Raw genomic sequence first — 15,682 nt, 5'->3', positions numbered from 1 at the left:
GAAGGCTGACAACTCTTTACTGCGTGGAGGGAAGCGGCGCGCCGAACCAGATTTTTTCGTACCACTCCCGGTAGGGAATATCGCCGCCGAGGTTGTAGATATCGGTTTTATGCACGCTCTCGTAAGTGATCAGCAGCGGCTCAGTCACATAGCCGCTGGGAGGCGCGCCAGCGAAAGCGCGGTTGAGTTCGTCCGCCAGTTGCCAGCCCTGTACGCCGGCGGGCTCCGCCACCGTCGCCACCTGAGTGGACAGGCCGCTACGAATGCGGTTCAACGCTTGAAAGGAGCCGTCTCCGGCGGAAATATTACGAATATCCGTGCGGTTGTGTTTGCGCAGCGGGAAGCTGATGGAGTCGAAATAAAGGTCGTTGATCGCCAGGCTGTGGGTCCAGGCGGCGCCGTATTCCGTCACCAGCCGGTCCACGGCTTTGGGGATTTCCGTCACCGTCTGTCCAAGGCTGATGTTCTCAATGGACAACACGCGGCAGCGATCGCATTGTGAGATGATTTTGCGCATGCTTTCGGTTTTGGCGTTGGCCACCTCAAAGCGCGCGTCGTTGAAAATCACCACGCCCACTTTGCCTTCGCTATGCTGCACCACGTATTGCGCCGCCATTTGCGCGACAGCGAAGGACGGGGTGGCGATGTTGTTAAACAGCTCCTCAGTTGGCCCTGGTTCCGCCGCCGCATGCCAGCCCACCAGGATGATGCCTTTGCGCTTGACGATGCGCGCTTCATCCCGAAGGCTGGAGAGAGAAACCCCGCCCAGCACAATGGCGTCGGCATTGGCGTGGCCCGCCTGCAATAAGGCGGACTTGGCGCTATGTAAATTGTTCTTGCTGTCGATATATTCCAGCTTCCAACCGAGCTGTTGCGCCGCCAGCTGGAAATGCCGATATAGACTGGAAATGCCGCCGTTATTGGAATCCTGGGACACGAACACAATATTTTTGTTCCGCTGCGCTGCAGGACCCGTGGTTGGCCCGTTCCAGGTCACAGAGGAGGCGTTGGCCGCATGACTCTCGGCCTGAACGCAGCAGGCCGTCAGCAGCAAGGCGATAACTGGTAGCAAATAACGCATGGGTGTCCGTGTTGCGGATTAACTGCAAAGTTTAGGGTTGTCCGAGAGTAAAACGACTTCTCGATTAATTATATAGCAGAGGATGCGTAAAGAGCCTGAACGAAATGAGGTTGAACCGTCGGCGTGAGCTACGCCAAGGCGTAGAACGGCTCGACTTTCATCATTGGAGACGTAAGAGGAGACGCTATGCCGTCTCAGGCGGAGCGTCGTTTGGGGGAGTCCAGCATAAATCTGATAAACTGGTCCGCCGGCATGGGCTTGGCGAAAAAGTACCCCTGACCGTAGGCGCATCCCAGATTGGTCAATAGATCCGCCAGTTCCTGGGTTTCAACGCCTTCTGCGACCGCCTGATAACCGAGGTTCGCGCACAAGTCGAGCATCGTCTGGACAATGGCTTTATCACAGGGATCGCTCAGCATGTTCAATACGAAGCTGCGGTCCAGCTTGATGCAGTCAAGCTCCAGGTTCTTGATGTAGGACAGCGAACTCATGCCTACCCCGAAGTCATCCAATGATAACTTCACGCCCAGCTCGCGGAAGGATTTGAACACAGCCTGTGTGGTCTGGATATCAATCATGGTGGCGGTTTCCGTGAGTTCGATTTCCAGCATCTCCGGCGTAACGCCATAGTGATCCAGTTGCTCGCGAATGAAAGCCGTCATGCTGCGATCCAGCAGATTGTAGGGGGACAGATTCACGGCGACGGAGACTTCAAGGCCCTGCTCGCGCCACTTCTGAATCTGCTGAATGGCGTGGCTCAGCACGTACCGGCTGAAGGCGTGAATATAGTCGCTATGCTCTATCAGTTCGATGAACGCTCCGGGATAGATAAGGCCCTCCCGTGGATGGTTCCACCTGACCAGCGCCTCGGCGCCGGTGACCTGACAGGTCTGCAAGTGCACTTTAGGCTGGTAATGGAGCACGAATTGCTGTTCGCTGAGCGCCTGGGCGACCTCTCCCGACAACCGCACGCGTAATTCGGTGTAGGGGTTGTCGGCGGCGGCGTACACTTCCAGCCGGGAGCGTTTTCTTTTCGCGTGATACATGGCGATGTCCGCATTCTTCATTAACTCTTCGATGGTGTCGCCGTCTTTGGGGAAGTAGGCGGCGCCGATGCTGACGTCCACATTCAGCAACATGCCGCTGACCTCGAAGGGACGTTGGCAGGCTTCAATGAGCGGAGTGGCGATTTTCGCCGCGTTGTCAGTATTCAGGTTCGCTGTCCAGACCACGAATTCGTCGCCGCCGGTGCGGGCCAGGATATGGGAAGAGGGCAGCGCATCCCGCCAGCGACGACTTATTTTCTTCAATATTTCGTCGCCATAAGAGTGTCCAAGCGTGTCGTTGATTTCCTTGAACTGGTCCAGGTCCAACAGCAGCAGGGCGCCGCAGTGGCTGCAGTCGTCTGCGCCACGGGCCTTTTCGATATGCGCCGACATTTGTTCAAACACATAACGGCGGCTGGGCAGGTCCGTCAGGTGGTCGTGCGAGGCCATGTAGGCGAGGGCCTCATTGTGTTTCTCAATACGCTTGGTGATGATGCCGGATAGAATCAACGCGCCCCATACCGCCACCCAAAAGGTCAGAAACGACGTCACGGTCAAGCGTGTGGCGATATAGTGCAGAAGCGTGTCCAGAGAAGACGTTTCCTGCACCCACAGGGAGTAATTCTGCTTGTTATGATGGCTCTTGATCGCCGCCCACAGGTAGGTTTCCCCCTCCAGCTCGATCAGACCTGAGCCGGTCGCTTCTTCGCCGAGCAGGGCGGTAACCGCCTCTATTGTGGATTGAGCTACTCCGCTGGAAAAGACGACGAAGTCTGAGTCGTTTCTTACCAGAACCCCGATATTTTCTTTAACCTGCAATTCTTCGATGTAATGCCCGCTCGGCGCCAACAGGGATTCAAGCTCGCTCTCACTATTGGCGAGGTCGGTTTGCGCACTGAGTAAGGCGACATTGATTTCGGCGGCTTTCAGTTCGGAATTAACGCCAAGATCTGACGCGATGCGATAGGCGACCACCACAAAAACGGTGGAGACGAAAATGGCGAGACTCAAAGTGGCCAGCAGCAGATGGGATCTGAGTCTTGGGTCGACCTGGAGCGCCTGCGCGTCCATTGATAAATGCTCCCGGCGACGTCAGGACTGCTCCGCCGGTGGTTTCAGGGTGCTGATATGGGCGATTTGATAAACGACGCACCAACCGGTGGCGAGAGAGATCAGATTTAATACGCCAAAAGCAATCAGGATCGCCTGCACAATCGGCTCGCCAATATACTCTCCGCCAAACACGCCCGCCCCCGTTACGACAACGCCAATGACGCCACGCAGGGTGCGATCCAATGAGCTTAGGTTCTTCTTCAGCGCTTTCATGGCCGCCTCCCTTGATGCTGGTTGGTTGAACACAAAATGCCTATAAGGCCAAGTATAGCAGCCTGAATTTAGGGCAATGTCCCGAACAGCCTTGTCCTGCGCGCCCTGAGGAGCATCGGAGAAATGGCCGTCTCCGCCTGAAATCTGTTGGGGCCTTTGTCAATCTGTTGTTTAATAACGCGAGGTTGAGTCAGCAGGATTGAGTAGATAGGGCGACAACATGACGATGCAGAAAAAGAAAAGCCGCATCGCCCCTGCGTACGTGGCGAAACTCATCAAAACTGCATTGGATCAAGGTTGGAGCCCAAGCCAATACGGCCCCGCCTTCCGAATTACTACCTAAATAGAGGCGCTTAACACATGAAGATAGGAATAGTCTGTCTGGCGTTGTTGTTATGGGGCGATATCGCCCGCGCGGATGCTCAGGATGATGAATGGGTTGCGAAAATGGACGCCATCGCCAATCAGGTCTGCGTTGACATACCGGAAGAGTGCGTGGTGATTTACAGCGCCTATGGAGAAGACGCCAAAGGGATGCCGGTTAATAATCTGCACGAAGTGGCCGTAGAGGGACAAGTGATAGTCGTGCAGCCTCATGATGCGTTCTGGGGAGAGGGAACGGGCTACCAGAGCAAACCCTTGCAAAATCCAACCTGGCTGGATCTGGCCAAGTCAGCGAACCAGATGATTCACACCACCGGCGATTACCACCATGTCTATCTGGAAGACTTTGAAATAGTTGGAACAAAGGATGGGGTGAGCTATATCCAGTTGCTGATGGGCTCGTAATCGCCACCGGCGTATCAATAGTTAAAGATCAAGCAATCTTAAGTGGTTTGTTTGCTGCGGGCCAGGTTCCGGCGCGTTATGGTTCGCCATCGGTTGAGTGCGCTATCGCCCTAAGCTACTCTTAATCAACGAATAAAACTCTAGAGAATGTCGGCTGCATGTTTAAAACGATACTGTTGTTTCTGTTTGCCTGGGGGATCGCTTGTCAAAGCGCCTGGGCTGAAGAGAGGGCGTATCGTTTTGTCACCTTGGAGTTTCCTCCGCTGGAATTTACTGGGGAGAATGGCGAACCTACAGGCGTCGCCGTAGAAGTGGTGCATCGTATTATGGCGGCGTTAGGGTTGCAGGTGAGCATAGACGTGCATCCCTGGAGCCGCTCATTGGACCGGGTGCGTAAAGGGGATGCGGACGCCATATTCACCGCCTACAAAACCCCGGAGCGAGAGCAGTTTCTGGATTACTCCAATGTGGTGCTGATTCCCCAGGTTATCGCGTTGTACGCCAGGAAAGACTCCCCCATAAACTTCAATGGCGACTTGCTCGCGCTGCAGGACAAGCAATTCGGCGTGGTCTCCACCATCAGCTATGGCGCGGTGTTTGATCAAATGCGCAATCAACTGAGAGTGCAGCGAGTCGAAGATATCGAACAGAACTTCAAGAAACTGATGCTGGGTCGGATTGATATTCTGATCAGCAACATTTACGTCGCGGACTGGGAGCTGAAGAAGACCGGCTTCAACAAGCATATCTCCCGATTGCCGCTGGAAGTGGAGCGCCTGCCCAGCTTTATCGCCTTTTCCAAGGCGCGAGATTTGACGGCTTTGCGCGATCGTTTCGACAAGGAATTGCTAAGACTGAAGGAGAGCGGCGAGTTCGACGCCATTGTCGCCAAGTATGACCTGACGGTGCCGCCGGATATTCAATAACATAACCCCGCCAGCCGCAAAGAAGTGAAGAGGAAACAGAATGCATAGCGACTTCAGATTCAGATCAGCCAAGCTGAACCAATTGCTCGACAATGAAATCAGAGAGGGGAACAGCGTCTGGAATGTCACGCGGGGCGAGCAAGCGTACCTGGTGGAAGAGTTCAAAACCAGCGCTAGGGACCTCGGCTTGAAAAGCGAGAGAATGGCGGACCGCAATATCAGCTTTCTTAGATATGTCGATCCGGAAACTGGCGAATTCCTCCAATATGACTACTCCTGGTAATCCCAGAAATAGTTTCGGCTTGCGCATTCTCTCCTTGTGTTGGCCCGCCATTAAAGCCTGAGACCTCAGACACTGTTTTCCGCCATATCGGGCTGTGGCGTCGCCGCCCATGCACATAGTAGCAGACAGCCTGTGGCGGCGCTCAGGATCACGGCGCCAAGGTTTTGCAGCCATCCGGAAGCAATTAATCCAATACCCAGTAACAGATAATAAGCCAACCCAAACAGCGCCCCCGCCGCGCCGGCGTTCGCCCGATAACGCACCAGCGCCTGACTGAGAATGTTGGGGATAGCGATGCTGTAGCTCATCAGGCTCAAGGACATCGGCGCCAGGAACCAAAGGCTTTGTTGAGTCAGCAGGACGCCCAGGCCGCCCAGCATCGCCATGCCTATGCCGGCGCGGATCAGTTGCGTCGGGGGCATGCCGCGCTTTAATCCCGCTTGGTTTAGCAGGCTGCCCGTCAGCGAACCGATAGCCAGGATGACGCCGCTGTAGCCGAACTCGACGGAGGAATATCCCAGTGACTCGAATATAAACGGAGCCAGGGAGTAGTATGAAAACAGCATGAGGTTGAACAGGGCCACCAGGGCCATATGGCGCAAGACGTGTCCATCCCGCACCAGCTGTGACGCCAGGGTTTTGAATGTTGCCGCGTTCAATGTAGACGGGCGGGTTTCCGGCAATTGTCTGGCACTGAGTCCCAGCAACGCTGTCGACATGACGAATAAGCCGATAAATACGCTCAGATAGCCGCCGAACGCCGTTAATAGTCCGCCGGCGAAAAATCCCAGCACAGGGCTGATCGCCATACCCAGTCCCATGACGGCGAACATCTTCGCCAGGTCGGCTCCACGGTAGGCGTCGCGCAACATGGTCTGCGTCACCACTGACCCGACCGCCGCGCCAAAGGCGCTCAGGGCGCGCACGAACAACAGCGTTTCGAACTGATCCACGATCAGCGCCGCCGCAGCGCTGAGGCTGTACAGGCCCAGCCCGCAAAGCATGGCGGGGCGACGGCCGATGCGATCAGCCATGCCGCCCCAGAATCCCACTCCCAGGGCGAAGGCGATAAAGTAAATGGAAAGCGTCTGCGCCGCGGCGTGTTCGGGCGTGGCGAAGTGATGGGCGATATCTGTCAGCGCCGGGCTATAAATGGTTTCCGCAATCTGTGGGAACATCAACAAGGTGAACAGCAGTCCTGTCGCCGGTTTGTGCGATGTCATACTTCCTCCAATGAGCACATAAAGGCGGCTATTTTAGGGACGGAAGTTGTGGTCAAATAACATAACCGGATCATAAAACCACAAGATAGAGACAGATGGCGCTAATAGACGGAGAAGCCCAGTTCGACGCAGACCAACTGCATAACGCTGTCATCGGTGTGGCGGCGGAGGTGGGCAGCCATGATTCGGGCATGCACCACCATAAAAAAGCGCAGTTGTTGTACGCTCCCAAGGGATGTATGAACATCACGCTGGATACTATGCACTGCGTGCTGCCGCCGACCCGCGCCGCCTGGATTCCGGCCAACACCCCGCACTGCGTCAGAATGACCAACGTGGTTGCTTATCGCTCGCTGTATTTCGACTTATCCCGCAATGGGCCACTGCCCGGCCGTATCAGTATTTTTTGCGTTAGCGGACTCATGCGTGAGTTGATAGAACGAATGGCGTTCTGGCCCTGGGATATTTCCGAAGATAAGCAGCGCAATACGCGCGCGCTGTTTTGCGAAGAACTCAGCCTGGCGAAAACGGAAGCGCTGCAACTGCCGTTACCGCGGGATAAACGCCTGTCCGGCTGGCTGTCGAGCCTGAATCACCCGGACGCATTGCCAGACCCCTTGAACCAGCTTGCGAACCGTGTCGGCGCCAGTAGTAAAACCATCACCCGACTTTTCAACAAAGAGACGGGCATGTCCTATCAGTCCTGGCGCCAGCAGTGGCGACTGCTCAAATCCATCGAAAAACTATCCGAAGGCCTGAGCGTCAACGACGTCGCCTACGCCCTGGAATTCTCCAGCGACAGCGCCTTCATCAGCTTCTTCCGCCAACACACTGGACAGACGCCCTATCAGTATGTACGGCGGGGATAAGAACGATCAGCGTGAAAATTCTGCGTCGGAGTAGGGCTGTAGTTTTGTGCATACGAAGCGTTTCAGTTCCTCATTGGAACAGCCGTCGTAATATCCCAGCTCCGGCTCGAAATAATACAGGTCATTCAATAGGGCGCGTGCGCAGCGCATTCTGACAGGCTGATCCGCGGCTTCCGCCATGCTGATTAGAAGGTCCAGCGCGGCAAGCACCACAGGATAATAAACGCCCTGATGGTTATTCCCGAGGGTGTTCAATACTGTCTCGCCGACTGCTTTCGAGGCGTTTTGATCATGTAGCTCAATGAGAGCAAGCAATGACGCAATTACTTTGTCCGGCGCATAGAGGTCGGGTCCAGAATACTGCCGCCAATCGGTAGCGTGAAGCTGGGCTTCAAGGCTTTTGTCAGCCATGGATGCTTAGCCTTCCTGCGACCCGATAGTGGAGACAAACTTCCCGCTAACCATCGCCGCCAGGTGTAATGCGGTTTCAATACCGGGTTTGGGATGAATTTGTTGCAGTCCGAGGAACAGGCCGTAGGCGATTTGAGCGAGTTCCCCGGCGAGGCGGTCTTCAGCGCCCAGATCCACATAGCACTGTTTAAGATATTGCTGTCGTTGGTTGTCAATCTTCACCAGGTGTTCAGCGATTTGGACGTCTTTCAACGCCCAGGCGCGGATATGCATTTCCGCTTCGATATTGTGTGCGGCAATGACCTGATCGAGTTTTTTCAGCCGTTCCAGAGGCGCGCCGGCGGCGTCCGCTTGTTTAATGAACTCCATGGTCATGCGCTCGTACCAGTGACTCATCAAGGCGTCGTTGAAGTCCTGGCGATTCTCGAAGTGGTGATAGAAAGAGCCCTTGGTGACCTTCAACGCCTCACACAACGGCATGATCTTCAGGCTGTCCGGGCCTTTGTTCACCAGTTGTTTAAGCGCAAACTCCAACCAATCCGTTTTCGACAACTGCTTGGATTTTGCGGGAAGCGGGGCTCTGACTTTCTTGCTGACCATGATTAGATGCGTCCATCTTTGACCGCGTTATGAATGACTACCCGGGCGATCAGCCAGTGAAAGGGCTTGATCATCGCCATATACAGGCGTCCCGTGAGCGTCTTCAGGTTCACCAGTGTGGAGACCACCACCTGTTCGCCTTGTTTGGAGACGGACAGATAAAACTGCATATGCTTGTCTTCCGTAAAGCTGACGACTTCGCTGGCGTCAGCATGGATAACGTGCATGAACGCTACTGCGTCGCCAACCTGGAGGTCGCGGGGAGGGAAGACACTGCGATCATCCGTAAATGTCCGCCCAACCTCAAACCCCAACACGCCGACAATTCTATTGCGCAGCGCCATCAACGCCTGCACCCACAGAGGCATTACCGTGAAAATAGCATTCTGCAATTGTCCGGGCGTCAACGACTTATTGGAGACTGGCGCGGCAAGCGCGTCGCGAAAATAGGGACGTGCGGCGCGTTGGCCGAGATAGTCATCGGTAGGAATCGGTACAGCGGAAACGCGAAAAAGCTTAAAACCTGACATGGCGTCCTCCTGAATTTTTAAAACATACCGTTAGGTATGGTATGGATGATATTGCGAAAAAGCAGTGGCGTAAAGAGGGTGACGTAAAGAGGAGGCTGGCGGCTGGATAACCTGGAGCGATAAATCAACCATGTCCTGTCTTTATCCACCGTTCGCCCTGAGCCTGTCGAAGGGCCTCTCAGAGAGTTAACGCAAAGACACTGGCCCTTAATTAACAATGCCGGAAGCGAGATAAAAATCTTGCAGACCTTGGATAGTGTTGATGGGGAAGGGGATATGCTACTTTCAAACGCTCTGGAAAGCCCTTCGACAGGCTCAGGGCGAACGGAGTTGAAATAAAGGTCAAGTGAAGTGACTTCGTAACGCTATCGTTTTGCGCCCGTCATTCGTTTCACATATGAAGTGAAAGGGCGTCTGTACTGGTCATGGATGCAACATTTGGACGATTCTAATATCATCCGCGCCAGCTGGGACCAAAACACTCGCTATTGGCGTTCGAAATTTGAGTCTTGTAGTGTGGATTCGCTAATAACGCTTTAGCTGAAACTGCGACGTGCTCCATCTAGTCTCTGATTGGTCTGAATTTGTTATTCATCGAGATTGAGAAAACATGGATATACCATTTACATTCGGAGAGCCGCTTTCCGATGAAAAGTGCAGGAATTTCTATCAAGAATTTATTGATATATTCAGAGTTAAGTTTGAAAGAAAAAAGCCGAGCACTCATGGTCCAGTCTGGCTCAACTTGAAGAATCAGACTGACTGGATTGAAGTCAGCGAATTTGACGATACGCTATTTGATGAGTGCTATATCTACTCTGAGTTTGGCAAGCGATCTCAGTTATTTGAGAGCAGTCTTAAGGAATATATTTCGTATATCAATAGGTGTGATTGTTCGAACCGATGGCATCTCTATGCGGTAAAAAAAGACTTTAGTCTTTGTGTGAGCTGGAATGGCGAGGACGGAAACACAGACGAGCATTACGTAACCATTTCAAGACGTTGACTGTCAGGCTTTGATCTCCTTAAAGCATCTTCCACCATGTCCGTATAAGCCAAAGTGAACGTCTTTACTCTGTACTTCATTCATGAAATATTGCACAGGCAGTCATTGGAGTTGGGCTTCTGATTTCTGAATGGAATTAGAAGGCTATCTTCCAACTCAGAGTCGTCACTTTAGCCGAATACTATTCGACAGTGACTCTTGTGAGCCAGTGCTATTGGCTGGCTATGATGAGAGATTCTCCGTACCGAACGAAAGATTGAGGGAGAGCGTCAAATGCAAAACAAACATCCCTTCACCCTCCTTGAAAACGGAACCCTGGGTCTGGCTACGCTGGTGTTTGGCGTTATGGCGGGGTTTTTCTGGACTTATACTTTCAATGTGAATCTGGCGATGATGCAGGTGGATGGCGAGACCTATGCGCGGGTGCAGTCTCTGTTTAATCAAAATGTCCGGCATCCCATGTTTTTTGCTTTCTTTTTTGGCGGCGGCCTGTTTTCAATCATTGCATTAGCGGCGAATCTGCGACAACGTAAAACACTGTCGTTCTGGCTTATTATGCTGGCGGCTGCGACCTATATCGGAGGCGTCATCATATTCACCAAACAAGTCAATCTGCCTTTGAATTACTACACTGAATCCTGGAATCCCACCAGCTTGCCTGCCGACTGGATGGAGACCCGAAACAGCTGGAATGACGCCAACGCCATACGGGTGGCGACCTCTTTCCTGCCGTTCCTGTTCTGCATTTGCGCATTGGTGATGAGAACCTTCCAGCAAAGCGCAGTGGCGAAGTCCTCGTAATATCGATCAGCTTAAGGGGTTGCTTGAACAGCCATGCTTATGGATGCATGCGTCTTGGTCTGGTAATTTACTTAATGTTACATAGAATGATGATTTTTTAGAGCTATTACTAATCCTGGAAGAAGAATGAAAAAGTTACTGGTTATCTCTTTACTGGCGCTGAGCTCGCTTTCCCACGCGGAAGAAACGAAAGAAAATACAGTCACGGACGCAACCAAATCCGTTGTGTCCGGTATCGTCAAATTTGGCAAGGATTTATTGGAAGGCGCGGACGAAGGCGTCGATGAGGGCAGAAAAACAGGGCAAAGCCAGGATGGGGCGATCATCGTTGATAACGGCGCCGATCTGGAGAAGAACCTGAGCGTCGAACTGCTGTCCGTCAACAAAGAAGGGGACAATGGTTCCTATATCGAACTCGGTTTCAAGAATGCCAACGACAACCCCGTACGCATTATCAACCTGAAAGATTCCGAAAACATTATTGCCATTGACGCCGATGGTTATGCCACCAATCTTGCCAGAGCGGGCGATAACCCCATGGACGTCACCATTCCCAGCAATGCAGGCAGAAAGCAGCGCTTCCACTTCGATATACCGGCGGATTCGGTTAAAGAAGTAAGAATTATGGGTAAAGTGCTTTCACTATAAGTAGAGCATTCAGTCTTTCGAGCATGGGCGACAACTTCTTTCCCGATTGAAGGCATTCAGCGGATATGAATCCGCTATTCCGACACATGATAATCATGGAAGATTTCTGTGGCCAACTTTCAACTGTGTGATGCCCTTATCCACCGTTCGCCCTGAGCCTGTCGAAGGGCCTCCCAGAGAGTTGACTCAAAGACACCTGCCTTATTCAATACCCGAAGGCGACAAACCCCTCACTGCCAATAATTTAAAGCTGCTATGGAAGAAGATTATTATTTTTGCTACATGGTCTCATTGAGAATCATCGGAGATATTGAGCATTTCGATGAAATCACAAAGGTTGTAGGAGTAAAGCCAACTTACTCACATAAGAAAGGCGATAAACGCTCACCACGAAGTAAGCCGTTTGAACGGGACGTATGGATTTATAAGCCCGAGATTGATGAGCATAAACCACTTGCTGAGCACCTGGACTCATTATGGGCGACAGTTAGCGCTAATGTTGAGAACATAAAAGCGCTTAAGGAAAAGCTAAAAGTGGATATTTTTTGCGGTTATCGCTCTGATTGCGATCATGCAGGTTTTGATGTGCCGTATCAGAGTCTCACGATCTTTCAGGCGCTGGAAGTTCCGTTTAGTGTCTCTGTCATTGTGATTCGTCCAGATTGAGACGAGTCAGCATGCAGACGGACCGTTGCTTTTCTCCCTTAGCTCTAGGCTCGCCTAACTGCAGAATGACATCATGAATAAAATCGCCCTCATTCCAGTTATCGAAATTCTGTATCCAGCAGAAGTCAAAGAGGCGGAGGGGGCGGCGCCGAATGGTTCCTGGCAAGCGGAGCCGGAATCTTGGGATGCTTATCTGAGGCGGCTCAATCGGCGTATGGGCTTTAGCGATCTACGTTCATTTCCCCTTGGTTCACGAAGGTATCCCGTTGCCGATCTGACGCAGACGGATGTCGCTTTGGCGATTGATCTGCACCTCGGAGATACTCCGTTACAAGAGTCCTGTGGGCTGTTCGGCGGATTGGTTTTGATGGAAGGCGCTACGCCAATATTGATTCCTCAGTGCTGCGGCATGCTTGCCGATATAACCTTCTGGGAGGCGCTTACGAGACCCGAGGCGTTTGCGGAGCCTTTTTGTCTGGAAGGGCATCCCTGTCCCCAGGCGATTTCCGATTCTGTCGAGGTGGAGATCCAATGTATTGAGGATAGGGAGCCCTTCGAAATGCCCGCGCCCCTGAGTTACAGAGTTTCCCGACAGTCTCTCTGCGACGCGCTGGAAGAGGCGAAGCGAGTTCTCAACAGCTTTGCCGCCAAGGTGGAAATTTGGGGACGCGAAAGGGGTTATCCCGAGGCGGCGGATGTATTAGTCTACGAAAAATGACTATGCAGTCTATGTGTTCGATAGCGCGCTGACGTGAAGGAAGTAACAGAGTCTCCCTTGTGAGGCGTGGTCAGCGTGGCGGTTTTTCCCTCAAATATAACAAGGAGTTCCCATGAGCCTTAACGTTAAGCAAAGCAGTAATCCCAAGGTCGATAGTTTTCTGGATAGAACCGAACGCTGGAGCGATGAGTTGGCTTTGCTGCGGCGCATGGCCCTCGATTGTGAGCTGGTGGAAGAGTTGAAATGGGGGAAACCCTGCTATACCTCGCAGCAAAACAACATCGTCATTCTGCAGGGGTTCAAGGATTTCTGCGCCATACTGTTCCCCAAAGGCGCCTTACTGAAAGACCCCAGATCCGTGCTGGAGAAACCGGGCGAAAACACCCAAAGCGCGCGCCGGATTCCCTTTACCAAAGCCGAGGACATCGCCGATATGGAGGCCGTGATCAAGGCGTATATCCACGAGGCGGTGGAAGTGGAAAACGCGGGCCTGAAAGTGGATTTTAAGACCATGGAAGACTACGCTATTCCCGAAGAGCTGCAGGCAAAACTGGATGAAATCCCCGCCTTTAAAGAGGCTTTCAATGCCCTGACGCCAGGACGGCAGCGAGGCTACCTCCTGCATTTTTCCTCGCCCAAACAATCCAAAACCCGCGCCTCACGAGTCGCCAGGCACATGCAGCAGATTATGGACGGCAAAGGACTTAATGACCGTTAGTAGGTGAACGCAGGAAACCGGCCGTCGTGTATTACCGGTTGATGCGGCGGCCAGCCTTTGAAATCACAAAATTTCCCCACAAATTCAATAGAGTAAAGCGCAAAAGACTGTATTATTTAGCTCACGTCCACAGTTAGTTGAAGTGTGAAAGGAGTAATAGTTCATGGCGCAGATATTTGAAACGGAAAGGCTGATTCTCAGACCCCGGGGACTGCAGGATGTTGAGGCCTGTATCGCCATGGATAAAGACCCGGAAGTCACTCGCTATATCCCGGGCGTTTATGACGGATCGAAAGCGCACGTAGACTTCCTTCTCTCGCGCATCAATGGCGACTTTGGCGAGCGCTGCGGTTATTGGTCAATCTTCGCCAAAGACAACCCTGATGAACTGCTGGGCTGGGTTTCCTACATCCCTCTCGACGCCGTTGGCCCTGAGCTGGAGATGGGCTGGCGTCTTGTGCGCAGAGCCTGGGGCAAAGGCTACGCAACCGAAGCAGCGATCAGGCTCGCTCAATACGCATTCGAAGACCCCGAACTGGACATGCTGACCGCAACCGCCCATATCGAAAACCAGGGTTCCATCAATGTGATGGAGAAACTGGGCTTTAAGTATATCCGCGACAGCGAATTTGAAGGCGTGGCCTGCAAATACTTCGAGCTGACAAAAGAGGAATTTTTGCGGCGTTGGGGATAAGCGCGTTCACTAAAAATCGTCGTTATTTCCCCATGGCTCCGGCTATACTGCTGAACTGAGTTTGCGCAGCTTCCCCAGCCTGGATGGGTTTCCTCTTTGTCGGCAAGTTGGGAGTGAATGGGCGCGTCGTTCAACACCTGTTTTGCAGTAAATGCTGTCTGTGGGTTCTATGAATATCGAACAAGCCTTGAACGCCTTCTACATAGAAAGCGGTTTTGAACTCGAAACCGGTAAACGGCCGGCTTTTGTTGAAGTTTTCGTAGGCTGTCTGCTGGTTCCTTTGCCGAACGTAGAGACGCGCCGCAAGTACATCAAGTACCACGATCTGCATCATGTGATTACCGGCTATGGCGCCTCGCAAGTCGGCGAAGGCGAGGTCAGCGCCTGGGAGTTAGGGACGGGCAGCATGCTGCATCCCATTCTGATGTTCATGAACCTGATCGCCATTTCCACCGCCTTGGCGGTCAGCCCGCGACGGGTATTCAAGGCGTATCTGCTGGGCTGTAAAAGCCGCAATCTATACTGTCCCAAAGTGCGCCGTCGCATCGATAGCGGCGAGCTGAACGACATCGCGCAACTGCGCAATGAGTTTGTTAACTGCCGCTGCAGCGACGGCTGGATTGCGTTGAAGATGATCCCCTTTGTCCTGTACGCACTGCTCTCTATCATCATTCACCTGATTCTCGTGATCCCCGCTTTGCTATACAAAAAAGTCTGGGGCAAACTTTTCAGCGCCAGACTGGTGAAGCTGGTGAAAGTGCGCAGCTAGATTGCCGCCCGGTTCCTCGCAACACAGAGAAGAATAACAATGGAAGACCTCAACTTTACTTATATTGTCAAAGACAACGAAGTCACTATCTATCATCACGGCAGGAAAGCCACGACGCTGCGTGGCGACAAAGCACGCCAATTCGCCGAAGAGGCGGACAGCGCCTCATTCGGAGACATGCAACAACTGATGGCCAGACTCACCGGAAACTACAAACGCGGCAATGAGAAACACGCGAAGAAAATTCGGCGGGAAAAGTATGGTTATTAAACTGGCGCTAAAAGGTTTCTGAAAAAAGGTAGATAAATGTCCGGCAAAAAAGACAGCAGTGGTGAAAGAGAGCGTTGTCCCGTTCATGGTCGCGGCCGACGTTTGTCTCGGGACAATATTTCCGAGATTCGACGGACAATCGATATCGCCAACTCGCAAGCCCGCAGAAAAGGCCAAACGCCTCAGAAGCCAAAGATTGTTATGTTTAGCTGCGCCTGTAATTGTTTCAGTGTTGATGTGACATAGCGGTTGCTGGAGGCATTCAGTAACACCCCTGTAAAAGACGATTTGAGTCAGGAATTATAAGG

Annotated in this window: 20 protein-coding genes; 13 read left to right on the top strand and 7 right to left on the bottom strand. The window is 52.6% G+C overall.

Translation table 11 applies throughout. The features are described from left to right. Nucleotides 1-16: 16 nt before the first annotated feature. The 3 genes from ACQYWX_RS17765 to ACQYWX_RS17755 all read right to left on the bottom strand — a co-directional run bounded on the left by ACQYWX_RS17765 (nucleotide 17) and on the right by ACQYWX_RS17755 (nucleotide 3,453). Complete coding sequence (locus ACQYWX_RS17765; RefSeq protein ID WP_431685796.1) at nucleotides 17-1,081, bottom strand: substrate-binding domain-containing protein; 1,065 nt, start codon at nucleotides 1,079-1,081, stop codon at nucleotides 17-19. Nucleotides 1,082-1,275: 194 nt separating this feature from the next. Continuing rightward, nucleotides 1,276-3,198, bottom strand: coding sequence for a putative bifunctional diguanylate cyclase/phosphodiesterase (locus tag ACQYWX_RS17760; RefSeq protein ID WP_431685795.1), 1,923 nt, complete (start codon nucleotides 3,196-3,198; stop codon nucleotides 1,276-1,278). A 21-nt stretch (nucleotides 3,199-3,219) separates the two neighbouring features. Continuing rightward, nucleotides 3,220-3,453: a YgaP family membrane protein gene (locus ACQYWX_RS17755; protein WP_216738754.1), complete on the bottom strand. Its 234-nt coding sequence runs from the start codon at nucleotides 3,451-3,453 to the stop codon at nucleotides 3,220-3,222. A gap of 220 nt (nucleotides 3,454-3,673) precedes the next feature. Here ACQYWX_RS17755 and ACQYWX_RS17750 point away from each other — a divergent pair, with 220 nt between their 5' ends. From ACQYWX_RS17750 to ACQYWX_RS17735, 4 genes are all read left to right on the top strand, one after another. Then, on the top strand, nucleotides 3,674-3,796 hold the full coding sequence (locus ACQYWX_RS17750; protein WP_431685794.1) for a hypothetical protein: 123 nt from the start codon (nucleotides 3,674-3,676) through the stop codon (nucleotides 3,794-3,796). Nucleotides 3,797-3,813: 17 nt separating this feature from the next. Further along, entirely contained in the window at nucleotides 3,814-4,242 is a 429-nt protein-coding gene (locus ACQYWX_RS17745; RefSeq protein ID WP_216738752.1) for a hypothetical protein, read from the top strand. Between the two features lie 158 nt (nucleotides 4,243-4,400). Next, nucleotides 4,401-5,168, top strand: coding sequence for a substrate-binding periplasmic protein (locus ACQYWX_RS17740; RefSeq protein WP_216738751.1), 768 nt, complete (start codon nucleotides 4,401-4,403; stop codon nucleotides 5,166-5,168). 40 nt (nucleotides 5,169-5,208) lie between these two features. Next, nucleotides 5,209-5,451: a hypothetical protein gene (locus ACQYWX_RS17735; protein ID WP_216738750.1), complete on the top strand. Its 243-nt coding sequence runs from the start codon at nucleotides 5,209-5,211 to the stop codon at nucleotides 5,449-5,451. Between the two features lie 65 nt (nucleotides 5,452-5,516). Here ACQYWX_RS17735 and ACQYWX_RS17730 read toward each other — a convergent pair whose 3' ends face one another. Beyond that, on the bottom strand, nucleotides 5,517-6,674 hold the full coding sequence (locus tag ACQYWX_RS17730; protein ID WP_431685793.1) for a multidrug effflux MFS transporter: 1,158 nt from the start codon (nucleotides 6,672-6,674) through the stop codon (nucleotides 5,517-5,519). 95 nt (nucleotides 6,675-6,769) lie between these two features. Between ACQYWX_RS17730 and ACQYWX_RS17725 the strand changes: the two genes are divergently transcribed. Next, the gene (locus tag ACQYWX_RS17725; RefSeq protein ID WP_431685792.1) at nucleotides 6,770-7,543 is read left to right on the top strand and encodes an AraC family transcriptional regulator; all 774 of its coding nucleotides are present in this window, start codon (nucleotides 6,770-6,772) and stop codon (nucleotides 7,541-7,543) included. A gap of 6 nt (nucleotides 7,544-7,549) precedes the next feature. Here the strand turns inward: ACQYWX_RS17725 and ACQYWX_RS17720 are convergent, their stop codons facing one another. The 3 genes from ACQYWX_RS17720 to ACQYWX_RS17710 are packed head-to-tail and all read right to left on the bottom strand — an operon-like array spanning nucleotide 7,550 to nucleotide 9,084. Continuing rightward, nucleotides 7,550-7,954 (bottom strand): hypothetical protein, encoded by a 405-nt coding sequence (locus tag ACQYWX_RS17720; RefSeq protein WP_431685791.1) that lies wholly within the window; start codon nucleotides 7,952-7,954, stop codon nucleotides 7,550-7,552. A 6-nt stretch (nucleotides 7,955-7,960) separates the two neighbouring features. Beyond that, nucleotides 7,961-8,554, bottom strand: a complete 594-nt coding sequence (locus ACQYWX_RS17715) for a TetR/AcrR family transcriptional regulator (protein ID WP_431685790.1) — start codon at nucleotides 8,552-8,554, stop codon at nucleotides 7,961-7,963. A 2-nt stretch (nucleotides 8,555-8,556) separates the two neighbouring features. Beyond that, nucleotides 8,557-9,084, bottom strand: a complete 528-nt coding sequence (locus ACQYWX_RS17710) for a DUF2867 domain-containing protein (RefSeq protein ID WP_279502522.1) — start codon at nucleotides 9,082-9,084, stop codon at nucleotides 8,557-8,559. Between the two features lie 1,279 nt (nucleotides 9,085-10,363). Here ACQYWX_RS17710 and ACQYWX_RS17705 point away from each other — a divergent pair. The 8 genes from ACQYWX_RS17705 to ACQYWX_RS17670 all read left to right on the top strand — a co-directional run bounded on the left by ACQYWX_RS17705 (nucleotide 10,364) and on the right by ACQYWX_RS17670 (nucleotide 15,374). Further along, nucleotides 10,364-10,891 carry a DUF1772 domain-containing protein gene (locus ACQYWX_RS17705; RefSeq protein WP_216738743.1) on the top strand — a complete coding sequence of 176 codons (528 nt, stop codon included), beginning with the start codon at nucleotides 10,364-10,366 and terminating at the stop codon, nucleotides 10,889-10,891. A gap of 126 nt (nucleotides 10,892-11,017) precedes the next feature. After that, complete coding sequence (locus tag ACQYWX_RS17700) at nucleotides 11,018-11,539, top strand: hypothetical protein (RefSeq protein WP_431685789.1); 522 nt, start codon at nucleotides 11,018-11,020, stop codon at nucleotides 11,537-11,539. 255 nt (nucleotides 11,540-11,794) lie between these two features. Further along, nucleotides 11,795-12,205 (top strand): DUF4279 domain-containing protein, encoded by a 411-nt coding sequence (locus ACQYWX_RS17695; RefSeq protein WP_431685788.1) that lies wholly within the window; start codon nucleotides 11,795-11,797, stop codon nucleotides 12,203-12,205. 73 nt (nucleotides 12,206-12,278) lie between these two features. Further along, nucleotides 12,279-12,923, top strand: coding sequence for a hypothetical protein (locus ACQYWX_RS17690; RefSeq protein WP_431685787.1), 645 nt, complete (start codon nucleotides 12,279-12,281; stop codon nucleotides 12,921-12,923). A 112-nt stretch (nucleotides 12,924-13,035) separates the two neighbouring features. Continuing rightward, on the top strand, nucleotides 13,036-13,641 hold the full coding sequence (locus ACQYWX_RS17685) for a YdeI/OmpD-associated family protein (protein WP_431685786.1): 606 nt from the start codon (nucleotides 13,036-13,038) through the stop codon (nucleotides 13,639-13,641). A 163-nt stretch (nucleotides 13,642-13,804) separates the two neighbouring features. Continuing rightward, nucleotides 13,805-14,335 (top strand): GNAT family N-acetyltransferase, encoded by a 531-nt coding sequence (locus ACQYWX_RS17680; RefSeq protein WP_216738738.1) that lies wholly within the window; start codon nucleotides 13,805-13,807, stop codon nucleotides 14,333-14,335. A 169-nt stretch (nucleotides 14,336-14,504) separates the two neighbouring features. Next, nucleotides 14,505-15,104 (top strand): hypothetical protein, encoded by a 600-nt coding sequence (locus ACQYWX_RS17675; RefSeq protein WP_431685785.1) that lies wholly within the window; start codon nucleotides 14,505-14,507, stop codon nucleotides 15,102-15,104. A 39-nt stretch (nucleotides 15,105-15,143) separates the two neighbouring features. Further along, nucleotides 15,144-15,374: a hypothetical protein gene (locus ACQYWX_RS17670; protein WP_216738736.1), complete on the top strand. Its 231-nt coding sequence runs from the start codon at nucleotides 15,144-15,146 to the stop codon at nucleotides 15,372-15,374. Nucleotides 15,375-15,682: the final 308 nt, after the last annotated feature.

The organism is Hahella sp. NBU794 (assembly GCF_050749805.1).
Lineage (GTDB): Bacteria > Pseudomonadota > Gammaproteobacteria > Pseudomonadales > Oleiphilaceae > Hahella.
Note: the sequence above shows the minus strand (reverse complement) of the source record. Positions and strands in the feature narration are given on the sequence as shown.